Below are 13,000 nucleotides of genomic sequence, written 5' to 3' on the forward strand. Positions count from 1 at the left end.
TTAAACTATGGCAAAAGCGCCAGATCGACGCAGGATTTTATCGACATTCTTTCGCAGATTATCGGCTCGCAAAACTCGCTCAAAACGCTCGCCGTCGTCTTGCCGATACAGATCACCTTGTAGCTCCCGTCCCAGCCGAAATTTGCGGTAAATCCGCGCACGTTTTTAGGCGAGGTAAAAATCAGCGTGCTGCCTTGCGGCGGCTTTGCGGCGGCAGGCAGGCTAAGGACGCAATTTTCATAGGCGATCACGCTTTGCAGCCGCACGCCGGCGCTAGACAGGATCTGCTCCAGCTTCGATACCGTCTGCCTCGCGCGCAGATACAGCGCGTCTGCGCTTTGCAAGAGCGGCGCGATCTCCGCGGCAAACTCATTTCCGTGCCCGTGCTGCGCCACAAAAATATCGCGAAATCCAAACTCGCGCGCAGCCGCAGCGCACGGCTCGCCGATAGCGTAAACGGGGGTATCTAAATCAAACGAAATTTCATTAAATTTTATCGCCGCTACCGCATTTTTGGAGGTAAAAATTAGCGCGCCCATCTGCGCAGGCAGGCTAAATTTTAGAAATTTTATCTCGCAGACCGCAAGCTGCCTCACCTGCGGATGATCAAATCTCGTATTAGACACCAGATATATCAAAACGCCCTCCATGTTTAAATTTGCTTGAGCCTCACCCCTGCCTTCACGACGCGCAGAAACGAAGAAAATATTATTTGATTTGCTTCGACTCAATTCTACTCCGAGCCGCCCTTTTTGCCTGGGCAAAACCGCCTGTCTGACCTGCTTACGCTTATTTTGCCGCGCTTAAACAACCTAGCGGCGGCATGCTTTTTTAAAATTTTATCTCACGCCTAAATTTATAACCAAGCACTCCACTTTGCGCCGACTCGGTATTTTAAATTTAACTTTATAACCTCAAGCGCCCACTCTAAAGCCAGCTTAGGACGCGCCGCCATTTTTAATTTGCGCAGTAATTACCCGCGACGAGTGCTTAAAACACTACTGCGAGGCCCGCTCCGCACACAGCCAAATGCGCCGCCGCTTGTCAATCCCGCCCAGTCCGTGCATGTATCCACACAGACCACCGAAGTCTCAAATTTAAAGACACGACTGCAAAATTCTAAAATTTTGCCACCTTAGCCCTCAAATTTCGATATCGGGCCCTATCCGTCTATTTCGCAGGTCGCAAACGGTACCGCCTCGCCCAAACTTAGCACTAAATTTTGCCCGTGCATCCGTGCGGTACTTAGCCCCTTAAATTTAACCTTTCAGCCACTCGTTTAAAATTTCAATCTGCGCCGCCACGCTCTCATTTGCCGTGCCTCCTTGCGACTTGCGCGCCTCTTTAGAGGCGTTTAGATCAAGAAATTTAACCGCGTCACCACCTAAGCTTTCATCCACGTTTGCAAGCTGCTGCGCATTTAGCTCGCTCAAATCTAGACCCAAATTTTCCGCATACGCCACGGCCTTGCCCGTGATGAAGTGCGCCTGACGGAACGGCACGTTTTTCTCCCGCACTAAAAAGTCGGCCAGATCGGTTGCCGTGAGGTGCCCGCGGCGCGTCATTGCTAGCATATTTTTCTCGTTAAATTTAGCCGTTTTTAGCATCTGTTTTAAAATTTCAAGGCTAGAAAGCGCGGTGGCAACGCTATCAAACACGCCCTCCTTGTCCTCCTGCATGTCCTTGTTGTATGCTAGTGGCAAGCCCTTCATCACCGTTAGCAGCGCGACGAGATTGCCGTTTACGCGCCCCGTTTTGCCGCGGATTAGTTCGCACACGTCGGGGTTTTTCTTCTGCGGCATGATCGAGCTGCCCGTGCTGTACGCGTCGCTGATCGTGATAAAGCCGAACTCCTGCGAGCTCCACAAGATTAGCTCCTCGCACAGGCGCGACGCATGCGTCATCAGCACGCTTACGTTAAACAAAATCTCCAGCGCGAAATCGCGGTCGCTGACGCTATCCATCGCGTTTGGCGTCACTCCCGCAAAGCCTAGCTGCTGCGCGACCAGCTCGCGGTTTATAGGATGCGGCGTGCCCGCAAGCGCAGCCGAGCCCAGCGGACAGAAGTTGTTTCGCTCGCGCGAGCCAGTAAAGCGCTCGTAGTCGCGGCGAAACATAAACGCGTAAGCTAGCAAATGATAGGCAAGGCTCACGGGTTGGGCGTGTTGAAGGTGCGTGTAGCCTGGCATCAGCGTGTCCGCGTGCTCGCTAGCTATATCTCGCAGCGCGGCGACTAGTTCGCGAGTTTTTTCGGCAACCTGAGCGCCGCTTTTAAGCACATAGAGGCGAAAATCAAGCGCGACCTGATCGTTTCTGCTGCGCGCGGTGTGCAGCCTACCGCCAAGATCGCTTCCGATGAGCTCGCTTAGGCGCTTTTCGACCGCCATGTGGATGTCCTCGTCGGCGGTTTTAAACTCAAATTTTCCGCTTTTTATCTCTTCAAACACGGCGTCAAGCCCCGCGACGATCTTTTCGCTCTCCTCAGGCTTTAGAATCCCGCAGGCGCCGAGCATTCTTGCGTGCGCCTTGCTACCTGCGATATCCTCCTGCCAAAGCGCCCTGTCAAAGCCGATCGAGGCGTTAAACTCCTCCAAAAGCGCCGAACTCGCCTCGCTAAAGCGCCCCTCCCACATTTTTTTCACGCTCGCTCCTTCGTTTAAATTTTCGGTGATTTTATAAAATTTTAAATCTCGCCGCACAAGATTTGCGGGCGAGAAAAAAGACCAAAGCGCGGTAAATTCCTAAAAAATGCGCGCGCCACGCTTTCGCACTAGATTTTGAAATTTATTGCACCTCAAGCTTAGTGCTTCAAAAGCGCTTGCTAGCTTATTCGATCCACTTTACTACGTCATCCATGCTGCGGCGGATCTTTTGCGGCTGCGGATTTACGCGGTAGCCGAAAGGCACTAGCAGCGCCACGCGACGCTCATTCCAATCAATGCCTAAAATTTTATTTAGCGCTGCGCGATCAAAGCCCTCCATAGGGCAGCTGTCGATGCCGCGACTTGCGGCCTCGTTCATCATCGCTAAAGCTGGGAACATGCACTGTGCGTGTGACCAATGAAATATCGCCTCGTCGTCGTTTTTAAAAATTTTACCTATGGCGTCTTCGTAAAATTTTAACGCCGAAGCCCTTTTCTCCTCGCTTGCAAACGAGCGACGATTTATCGCCTCCGTTATGTAGGTGCCGCCCGCTTTAAATTCCTTGATCTTTGCCAAAATCACGACCAGATGCGAGCACGAGGTGAGCTGCTGCTGATCCCACGATTTTTCGCGGATCCGCTCGCGCAGCGCGCGGTTTTGCACGACTAAAAAATCCCAATGCTCTAACCCCATATAGCTGGGCGCTAGGATGCCTGCCTGCAAAATGGCGTCGAAATCGGCTTTGCTTACCTTTTTGTTCTCGTCAAAAATTTTGCACGCATGGCGAAATTTCATAATCTCTAAATGTGTCATAGTCTCTCCTTAATTAGAATTTTTGTAGATCAAATACCCGCCATCTTTGCGCCTGATGCTGAGGTTACCCTCATGCGAGCGCACACCGATGCGGTAGTAGCCGTCCTCTTTAGTGACATTAATGTCGCTAAAACCGCCGATATTTACAGCAAAGCTCGCGCCGCTAAGCGGGATCTCTTGGCGCCAAAACTCAGCTTCAAGTGCACCCGAAGCATTTGCGTCGGAGCTTTTGAAATCATCTGCGGTGATGAGCTGCACGCTGTTTTTGCGGATAACGAATTTTAATCCATCGTCAAATTTAAGCGTCTCTAACGGCAGTTCCAGGCGCGGCGCGAAGCTAGGTGTGATGCCACTTTGCGAGACCTGCTTTTGTAAATTTGGATCAGTCGAAGTAACCGAGACGTCCAGTGCCCTATGTAGCGCAGGTTTGGCGCTCGCGCTTAGCACGAAATCATCGTGCCAATCAATCGAGCGATTGATATCAACGATCTTTTCGTGCAGAGCCCCATCGTCGTCCCTATATCGCACGATCAGGCTTTCGATCGTAAGAGCGTCGGAGGGAAGCGCAAAGGTTTGCTGCGTGAAATTTTTAGGCGCGGGCGTATTTTGTGGCGTGGCGGCGGAGCTTTGCGCCGGATTGGAATTTTGTGGAGCAGATTGCGCGTTTTGTTGCATAGTAGAGTTTTGCACCGTAGAATTTTGATCTGTAGAATTCTGTGCCACTTTGAAATTTTGCGCTACCGTAGAATTTGGCTCGCTTACTTCTGGCGCGATCGGTAACTCATCAGGAGGCGGAAGCGTCGCAGCTGAAGGCTGCGCAGAAGAGTTTCGTTCCGTTTTTATGACCTGCGAAGGAGCGCTAATGCCCGCTTTGGGCGCAGGAGCTTTTTTTTCGGTCTGCGAGAGCTGCGCGCCCACGGCTTTTTTAGCGACGCTTACTTTGACGCTGGAATTCGCTTCTGCGGCGTTTTTTTGCATTGCTGCGGTAGGACTTTTAGATGTTTCAGGTTTCATTACAGCTTGCTTTTCAGCATTTGGACTTTGCGCACCTGTTTTTGGCTCTCTAATCGTTAAATCGGTAGAATTTTGCTCTTTTACCGCGGCGATGCTAGGTTTCGTAGCGTTTGAATTTGCGCTATTTAAATTCTCTGCGTTTAAAAGAGCGCAGAGACCTAAAATTAACAAAAAAATTTTTCTCATTTTTTAAGGTCCGGATCGAGCGAGCGACGCTCTAAATAAAGCTTTTGCAGCTCGGCGTTTTCCTCTTTCAACCGCTCAACATCGGTAAATAAAAACGCCTTTTCTTTTTGCAGCTGGCGCAGCACCTCAAACGATCGTTTGCCAAACAGCACGTCGCCTACGAAGATGCCCGCAAAAACAACGCAGACGATCAGCGCAAGAGCTGCAAAAATCTGTTTAAGCGGCGAAAACGGATTGATAAAATTCAGCCGTTCTTTTAAATTTTTACGCTTCTTTAAAGCTTTTTTAGCGGCAGGATCTGCGTTCTGCGGCATAAAAGAAAATCCTTGCGCGGCAGAATTTATGTCTTGCGCCGCAAAGCCCGTGCCATTAAAGCCGTGCTCTACGCTCTGAGCCGCAAAATCCGCGTCGTTTGGAAAGTGGTTTTCTTTCGCGTATAATTCTGCATTCTTTAAATCGCCGCCCCCAATAAATTCCGCGCTGTAAAAGCCCGCGTCTGCTTGCGCGCTGCCTTCGTAGTTTCCGCTTGCAGCGGAGCTTTTACCACTTAAATTAGAGCTGCTGCTTGTGGCTTCAGAGGTAGAGCCTGCTTCATCTATACCGCGCGAAGCTCCGTTGCGATTTTTCCGGAAGCCAGCCCCCGCTTCGCTAAAGCCTCCGCTAAAATCTTCATCGCTATAAAATTCATCATCGTCAAAAAAATCGTCCTCGTCAAAGTCTGCGTCTGAATATCTACTTTGCGTGTCTGTATAATCCGCTCCGTCCGCATAGGTGTGCTGCGTGCCACCTTTTAAGCCCCGCTTGGACTTTTTTTTAAAAAACATTTTAAATTCGGTTTCCCAAAAACTCGTCCGTCTCGCGCTCAATCTCAAGCAGGCGGTTGTATTTGGCGTTGCGTTCGCTTCTTGAGGTCGCGCCCGTTTTGATTTGGCCCGTATTCATCGCGACGGCGAAGTCTGCGATAAAGCTATCCTCGCTCTCGCCGCTTCTGTGGCTCATCACGCAGCGGTAACCTTTGCGCTGAGCTAGGCGGATCGTCTGCATGGTTTGGCTGACGGTGCCGATTTGATTTGGCTTGATCAAAATCGAGTTGCCTACGCCTTTGGCGATGCCTTCGCGTAAAATTTTCTCGTTCGTTACAAATAGATCGTCGCCCACGAGCTGCACTTTAGAGCCAAGCTTGCTCGTTAGCTTCGCCCAGCCCGCCCAGTCGTCCTCGCTTAGGCCGTCTTCGATCGAAAATATCGGATACTTCTCGCAAAGCTGTGCGTATCGCTCGATCAACTCTTCGCTGCTAAATTCCTTGCCTTCTAGCTTGTACTTGCCGTTTTCGTACAGCTCGCTAGCTGCGACGTCCAGGGCTAGCTTGATCTGCTCGCCCGCTTTGTAGCCTGCTTTTTCGATGGCTTGCATGATTAGCTTGATCGGCTCTTCGTTATCGTTTAAATTTGGCGCAAATCCGCCCTCGTCGCCCACTGCCGTACTGTGACCGGCCGCGTTTAGAAGGCCTTTTAGCGTGTGGTAAATTTCGGTCGCCGCTCGCAGCGCGTCGCTAAATTTATCAAATCCAAACGGCATAATCATAAATTCTTGAAAATCCACGCTGTTGTTCGCGTGCGCGCCGCCGTTGATGATATTAAACATCGGCACCGGCAGTACGGTAGCGTTCGCGCCGCCCAGGTAGCGATATAAAGGCACGTCAAGGCTTTTAGCCGCCGCGCGCGCTACCGCCATAGATACGCCAAGCACCGCATTTGCGCCCAAATTTGAGTAGTTATCGGTGCCGTCAAGCTCGCGCATCTCATCATCAAGCGCCTTTTGATCGAAGGCATCCAGCCCGATCACTGCTTCGGCGATCTGAGAATTTACGTTTTCCACCGCCTTTAGCACGCCCTTACCGCAGTATCTATCGCCCCCGTCGCGAAGCTCCAGCGCCTCGCGTTTGCCGGTACTTGCGCCGCTTGGCACTACCGCGCTTGCTACGGTGCCGTCGCTTAGAGCCACGGTCGCTTTCACAGTCGGGTTGCCGCGGCTGTCAAGTACTTCTATCGCATAAACATCTTCGATATAAATCATCATTCATCTCCACTTTGTAAATTTTCTTCATCGTCCGCGTCTGCGCTGAAATTTACGCTGCCCATCTGTTCGCGGATCTTTGCAGTGATCTCTTCAGCGACAGCAGGGTTATTTTCCAGATACACTTTAGCGTTTTCGCGCCCTTGACCCAGCTTAGTGTCGCCATAGCTGAACCACGCACCGCTTTTATCAACGATGTCGAGCTTGACGCCGTAATCGATCAGCTCGCCCACCTTGCTGATGCCTTTGCCAAACATTATGTCAAATTCCGCGATCTTAAACGGCGGCGCCACCTTGTTTTTCACGACCTTGACCTTGGCGCGGTTGCCAATACTCTCTTCGTTTTGTTTCAAAGTAGCGATCTTGCGTATGTCGATGCGCACTGAAGCGTAAAATTTAAGCGCATTGCCGCCGGTCGTCGTCTCGGGCGTGCCATAGCCCATCGCTCCGATCTTCATACGGATTTGGTTGATAAAGATCACCGTCGTATTCATCTTATGTACGACGCCTGCGAGCTTGCGCAGCGCTTGGCTCATAAGTCGCGCCTGAAGCCCCACGTGCTGATCGCCCATGTCGCCCTCGATCTCGTTTTTCGGCGTGAGCGCGGCGACGCTATCTACGACGATAAGATCGATCGCGCCGCTCTTTGCTAAGGTTTCTACGATGTCAAGTGCCTGCTCGCCGAAATCGGGCTGGCTGACGTAGAGATTGTCAGTATCGACGCCTAAATTTGAAGCGTATTTGACGTCCAGAGCATGTTCGGCGTCCACGAATGCGCAAATTCCGCCCGCCTTTTGACACTCGGCGATGATGTGAAGCGTAAGCGTCGTCTTTCCCGAGCTCTCCGGCCCGTAAACCTCGATGATACGCCCTTTCGGCACGCCGCCGATGCCAAGCGCGATGTCAAGCCCCACAGAGCCCGTAGAGATGGCGTCTATCGGCTCGACCTGCTTATCGCCCAGCCGCACGAGCGTGCCCTTGCCGAAAGCTTTGTCGATCGATTTTAGCGCCGCATCCAGCGTCTTTTTCTTTCCCTCGTCCATGTTTTTCCTTAAAAATAAATTCGCTTGATTTTACCAAATTTGAAATGAATTTTTGATTATTCGCGCAAATTCGGCGCGGCATCGGAATTTGAAATTTTCAAAAGTGCAAAAGCTACGCGCGGGCAAGCGGAGAGCATTAAATTTACACTTCTAAGCACGCTCGGTTTTTCACGTTTTTCTTTAGAAATTCCACATTTTTATGAGGGCTGTAGCAAAATTTCACTATAATTTCGCAACATTTTGGAATCAAGCCGCGTGCGAAATTTAAAGCGGAGCAAAAAGGATTAAATTTGAAGATTTTTAAGCATATAAACGTCGCTCACTCGCCCGACGCCGACGATATTTTTATGTATAAGGCGATTGATTTTGGTTGGGTAAGCTCGAAAAATCTAAAATTTAGCGCCACCGCGCTTGACATCCAGACGCTAAACGACGAAGCGCTAAAAGGCACCTATGAGGCCACGGCGATCAGCTTCGCGCTATATCCGCTGATCTGCGACGAATACGCGCTTTTGCGCACGGCGGTGAGCTTCGGCGAGGGCTACGGCCCGAAGCTCGTTAAGAAAAAGGGCGCGGTTTTAAAGCGAAATTTTAAAGTCGCGCTAAGCGGCAAACACACGACAAACGCCCTGCTTTTTCGCATGGCATACCCGCAGGCGCGCATAGTTTATAAAAATTTCCTTGAGATCGAGGGCGCGGTTTTAAGCGGCGAGGTGGACGCGGGCGTTCTGATACACGAGAGTATTTTGGACTTTTCGGACGAGCTTTGCGTGGAGCGCGAGATCTGGGATATCTGGAGCGAGCTAGCGGGCGAAAATCTACCGTTGCCGCTAGGAGGCATGGCGGTTCGCCGCAGCCTGCCGATAACGGATGCCACCGAGTGCGAGCGCGTGCTAATGGGGGGCGTACGCATCGCCACCGCGCATAAGCCCTTTTTGTCGCGCATGCTCATGGAGAGAAATCTCATCCGCGTAGACGACGCAAAGCTCGAAAAATATCTGAGCCTTTATGCCAACGAAGCCTCGATCGAGCTTTCGGGGGCGCAGATAAAGGCGGTAGATAGGCTATTTGAGCTTGGTTACGAGCGCGGATTTTACCCTGCGCCGCTTAGTGCGCAGGAGAATTTTATCCCGCGCGAATATAACGAGATCCGTTTTACGGACTGCGGCGGGCAAAACCCAATGTAGGGCCGAGCGAGATCAAAATTTAGCTGAAATTTAGCCTTGCTTCGGCTGATTTTGCTCGGAACACTGCCCCTTCGTTTCGGCTAAATTTCTAGGCATTAAGGGGTTTGCGCCTCGGCGAAAATTTTACTTCGGCGTAAAGGCAGGCGCGCGGTAGAATTTTACCCCGCGTTCTTGCCGTGGCGGTGCTGCGCCGTAGCTTTTGAAATTTAGCCGTAGAGGGCGACGTGGATTTAAATTTGCGCGCAAATTTAACGTCGAACTTGCCGCGGATCGTCGCCGAGCTAGGCCGATCGACCGCGCGCTGTGGCGCCATTGTCGCGGTGCGATGTTCCGCCTCAAATTTACTGCTACGCGGCGATGAAATTTCACGGTGCGGAGGTACATTGTGCGGCTGTATTTTGTGCCGCAGGGTGCGAGCTGTGCGTGCGACGTAGCGCGCCGCCGAAAACGTATCGAAAGCGAGCTAAATTTAATCGCAGCAGCAGCGTTAAATTTTGAAATAGCGTTCGCGTTTCGCACCGTGCGGCGCGGCGGTATCGCTAAATTTTAAAACGATACGGGGCGAGCGGCAAGCGCGAAATTTAGAAATGAAATTTAAAAGGCAAAATTTTGAAAACAAAGCAGATAGATTTTAGCAAATACACCTCCGTGCGCATCGGCGGGAGCTTTGCGGTGCAAATTTTAAAGGACGAGGCCGATTTTGCGGAGTTTGAGAGTACCCGCGAGCGCGCGATCATCGGCGGCGGCAATAATCTGCTCATCTCGCCCGTGCCGCCGCACCTTGCGATGCTAAGCGAGGAGTTCGATCGCATAAGCTTAAGCGGCGATGTCCTTAGCATCGGGGCTGCGACGAAGTCGGGTAAAATTTACAACTTCGCCAAAAAGCAAAACATCGGCGGCTTTGAGTTTTTGCGAAATATCCCGGGCCAGCTCGGAGGGCTAATCAAAATGAACGCAGGGCTTAGCGGCGCGAGCATTAGCGATAGCCTGCTTGCCGTGCGCCTGGCTCGCGGCTGGGTGGAGCGCGAGCGGATAAGCTTCGGCTACCGAAGAAGCGGGATCGAGGAGCCGATTTTGGGCGCCGAGTTTGAAATTTCACGCGGCTTTGACGTCTCGCTCGCCGCGGATTTCGCCGCCAAACGCGCCAACCAGCCAAAGGGAGCAAGCTTTGGAAGCTGCTTTAAAAATCCGCCGAATGACGCTGCGGGCAGGCTGATCGAAGCGGCAGGGCTTAAAGGCCACGCGATCGGCGGGGCGAAATTTAGCGAGCAGCACGCAAATTTCATCATAAATTTCGGCAGCGCGAGCTTTGAAGATGTGATTGCGCTCATAAATTTAGCGCAAAGCCGCGTTTTTGAGGAATTTGGTATTGAACTGGAAACCGAGGTCGTGGTGCTATAAAAGGAAATTCGTATATTTTGCCCCGACTAAACTTGCTCGATCGTCCATTCTGTCTTTTTGCACTGGATTTTTTTATGCTTTGAAATTTTAAAATACCGACGAAATCGTCAAATTTAAAAGCGCTCGAATGCAGTGCGCCGATGACACTAACCGCCGTTTCATCGCTTAAAATGGTCGCTACAAAAATAGCCCGCAAAAGCAATCAATTTTATCCCGTTTATCTCGCCGTGAAAAACAGTTGTTGAATTTTGCGCGCCAAACCGACGCGGCCGTCTAAATCGGCGTTCCGTAACCGTCTAAGTGGGCAAGCAAATTTAGCTCAGATAGTAACCCGCAAAAGCCGCGACTGCGACTATGAGAGTAAGCGCAGCCGTTAGTTTATATAGCCGCAAAGCTCCCGCGCAGCGACTTTTCATATCGCGGATTTTAGGCGGCTTGCTAGCTAAATTTAGCTCCGCAAGCGCCGCGTCAAATTTGCCGCAATCAAGCCTCCCCTCCGCAAAATCCCTAAAGACAAGCGCATCAAAATGCAGCCTAACGTGCAGATAAAGCAGAGCCGCAAAAGCCGCCAAAAAGCCCGCAATCACGGCAAAATGAGTAAAAATCGTAAAACAGACGGCAAACTGAAGCAAATTTAACAAGAAAAACAGCCTATGCGTTGCTAAAAACCTAGCCGTAACCAGCGCCAGAGCCGTATCGTTCGCCATTTTTGCCTCCTTGGCCTTGTTTTTATCAAATTTATCTCCTTTTTAGCCTAGTTCGGCAAATCGATCGCAGGCCGAGCGGCCGTCCACCAGCCGCGCTATCCGATCGCGTAGCGAGCTAGCGACCGCGATCTTTTCTCGGCGAGATTTTAGCAAATTTAGCGCCTCGTCAAAGCCCAGTCCCGCGTAAATCACCAGCCAAGCAAGCAACACCGACGCGCTCCTGCCGTAGCCCAGTGCGCAACACACCAGCACATTTTTACCGTTTATCTCGACGGCTCGTTCGTTTGAGTCCGTGAGAGTTTGCTCCTCGTCTTTGCTTGCCGAGCCGCGCGTTTGTAAATTTAGCCGCGAGTCCGCTTGCCTGTGAAATTTAAAATCTCGCCCGTGCGCGCAGCCCGCCTTGGCGCTAAAATTTGATCCTAGTTTCGCCGCTATTTGCGGTAAATTTTCGCCACCGCAAAGAGCCCTTTTTACGAGCCGCTCGAGTTCGTCCGCGCCGCGTTTTAGCTCGTCCGCGCAGGGCGTTATCATATCTAGCATAGGTAGGCTCGCGTAAATTTGCGCGCCGCCAGGTCGCTCAAACTCAGCCGCGCAGTCTAGCACCGCGTCAAATTTGCCCGCCTGCTTAACCGAGCCTAGATAGAGCCCTGGCAAAATCTCGTCTGAAAGCCGGCGACCGCGCAGCCAAAAAAGAGCATTTAAGCGTGCGACGCAAAGATACGGGAAAAGTAAAGCTTTAGCCGCGGCGGCGTGACGGCCTTGCTCGTTTTTAGCAAAAACTCCCGCGCCCAAAAACGCGTAACCGCAAGCAACCAGTGCAAAACTAAGGCTCGCCCAAGATAGCCACAGCATCCACGCGCCCCAAATTTTAGCTCCCAAAATCGCCGCAAAAAGCGTCAAAAACGCAAGCCCCAGATATAGCGCCGCCCATTTGTAGCGCGCGGACTCCCTAGCTATAGCAAATCTAAGCGGCGCGCCCTCTAGCGGGCGAATCAGTAGCACCAAGCAGCCCGCGGCTAGCCCCGTAGGAATGTCGATAAAATGGTGCTGATATGTGGTCAGCACGCTAAGGCCGATGAGCGCAAACCACGCGACAAGCGCCGCTTTAAGCCAAACCGCGTGCGCCTTGCGAAGGTAAAAAGCGCCCACGACGACGCAAAGTATGATGTGCAGCGACGGGGCTTGATTAAACGGGAGGTCAAAGGCGGCGAGGCTTGAGAACAAAAAGCCGCTAAAACCCGAAACTGCGGGCTTTCCCCACGACATCTGCAGAGGAAAAGCGATAAAAAACAGCGTCGCGATCATCTGCGCGACTAGCAGCTGCATAACGTAGCGTGCGAGCTCCCCGGCGTCACGGCAGAGGAAAAATCCAAGCGCGTAGAGTAAATTTAGCGACCAGTACGGCACGATGCTCCACGCCCAAAACGGCACCGCACGCTCCCACGCGAAATAGATCTCCGGAACGTTTGCGCGAGCGCTCGCGAGGGCGTTCGTAGCGCCGTAGCTAGCGTAAAATATCGCCGCAACGACGACTAGCGCAGCCAGCTGCGATAAAAACGGTTTTGTTTTCATTTTTGCCTTTTTTGCTAATTCTATCAAATTTTAGCGGATTTGCGCTTTTACGGATTTATCGGTCCGAGATCGCTCGCTTGACGTAAAAGGCATAAAATTTACCTGCCGAGACCTGAATCTTTAAGGTGTCAAATTTGAATTAGTCAAATTTATCGTTATGAATTAAACTTTTTGTGCAAGTCAATCTTTTTCGTTAAGGGGGAAGGAGCTTGAATTACGCTCTGCTTTGCAGTTGCGAAGCGTAGCTAAAGCAAAAGAGCCCCCTTTTGTATCCGCCTTTCTCTTTTTCTTGGGTGGCGGAAGGGGTTTCTGCTTACGAAGCGTCGCCCCTTCCGCCCCCAAACCCCCACCATACCCA

12 protein-coding genes are annotated in these 13,000 nt (G+C 51.6%); 3 read left to right on the forward strand and 9 right to left on the reverse strand.

The window, feature by feature from the left end:
- Positions 1–5: 5 nt before the first annotated feature.
- The 7 genes from KH703_RS05895 to recA all read right to left on the reverse strand — a co-directional run bounded on the left by KH703_RS05895 (position 6) and on the right by recA (position 7,775).
- Positions 6–731: a uroporphyrinogen-III synthase gene (locus KH703_RS05895; protein ID WP_304294908.1), complete on the reverse strand. Its 726-nt coding sequence runs from the start codon at positions 729–731 to the stop codon at positions 6–8.
- Positions 732–1,259: 528 nt separating this feature from the next.
- Entirely contained in the window at positions 1,260–2,633 is a 1,374-nt protein-coding gene (argH, locus tag KH703_RS05900; RefSeq protein ID WP_304295008.1) for an argininosuccinate lyase, read from the reverse strand.
- 193 nt (positions 2,634–2,826) lie between these two features.
- Positions 2,827–3,456 (reverse strand): NAD(P)H-dependent oxidoreductase, encoded by a 630-nt coding sequence (locus KH703_RS05905; protein WP_304294909.1) that lies wholly within the window; start codon positions 3,454–3,456, stop codon positions 2,827–2,829.
- A gap of 9 nt (positions 3,457–3,465) precedes the next feature.
- The gene (locus tag KH703_RS05910; RefSeq protein WP_304294911.1) at positions 3,466–4,641 is read right to left on the reverse strand and encodes a hypothetical protein; all 1,176 of its coding nucleotides are present in this window, start codon (positions 4,639–4,641) and stop codon (positions 3,466–3,468) included.
- Positions 4,642–4,652: 11 nt separating this feature from the next.
- Positions 4,653–5,480: a septum formation initiator family protein gene (locus KH703_RS05915; protein WP_304294913.1), complete on the reverse strand. Its 828-nt coding sequence runs from the start codon at positions 5,478–5,480 to the stop codon at positions 4,653–4,655.
- A gap of 1 nt (position 5,481) precedes the next feature.
- Positions 5,482–6,732 (reverse strand): phosphopyruvate hydratase, encoded by a 1,251-nt coding sequence (gene eno / locus KH703_RS05920; protein ID WP_304295010.1) that lies wholly within the window; start codon positions 6,730–6,732, stop codon positions 5,482–5,484.
- Positions 6,732–7,775, reverse strand: a complete 1,044-nt coding sequence (recA, locus tag KH703_RS05925) for a recombinase RecA (RefSeq protein ID WP_304294914.1) — start codon at positions 7,773–7,775, stop codon at positions 6,732–6,734. Before recA ends, eno begins: the two co-directional genes overlap by 1 nt.
- Positions 7,776–8,065: 290 nt before the next feature.
- Between recA and KH703_RS05930 the strand changes: the two genes are divergently transcribed.
- The 3 genes from KH703_RS05930 to KH703_RS05940 all read left to right on the forward strand — a co-directional run bounded on the left by KH703_RS05930 (position 8,066) and on the right by KH703_RS05940 (position 10,363).
- Positions 8,066–8,962, forward strand: coding sequence for a menaquinone biosynthesis family protein (locus KH703_RS05930; RefSeq protein WP_304294916.1), 897 nt, complete (start codon positions 8,066–8,068; stop codon positions 8,960–8,962).
- Positions 8,963–9,347: 385 nt separating this feature from the next.
- Positions 9,348–9,512: a hypothetical protein gene (locus tag KH703_RS05935; protein WP_304294918.1), complete on the forward strand. Its 165-nt coding sequence runs from the start codon at positions 9,348–9,350 to the stop codon at positions 9,510–9,512.
- Positions 9,513–9,571: 59 nt separating this feature from the next.
- On the forward strand, positions 9,572–10,363 hold the full coding sequence (locus KH703_RS05940) for a UDP-N-acetylmuramate dehydrogenase (RefSeq protein WP_304294919.1): 792 nt from the start codon (positions 9,572–9,574) through the stop codon (positions 10,361–10,363).
- Positions 10,364–10,677: 314 nt separating this feature from the next.
- On the opposite strand, the gene KH703_RS05945 is transcribed toward KH703_RS05940, so the two are convergent.
- Both KH703_RS05945 and KH703_RS05950 read right to left on the reverse strand, forming a co-directional pair.
- Positions 10,678–11,070 (reverse strand): hypothetical protein, encoded by a 393-nt coding sequence (locus KH703_RS05945; RefSeq protein WP_304294921.1) that lies wholly within the window; start codon positions 11,068–11,070, stop codon positions 10,678–10,680.
- Positions 11,071–11,112: 42 nt separating this feature from the next.
- Positions 11,113–12,642 carry a dual specificity protein phosphatase family protein gene (locus tag KH703_RS05950; protein WP_304294923.1) on the reverse strand — a complete coding sequence of 510 codons (1,530 nt, stop codon included), beginning with the start codon at positions 12,640–12,642 and terminating at the stop codon, positions 11,113–11,115.
- Positions 12,643–13,000: the final 358 nt, after the last annotated feature.

Source organism: Campylobacter gracilis (genome assembly GCF_018374135.1).
Taxonomy (GTDB): domain Bacteria; phylum Campylobacterota; class Campylobacteria; order Campylobacterales; family Campylobacteraceae; genus Campylobacter_B; species Campylobacter_B gracilis_A.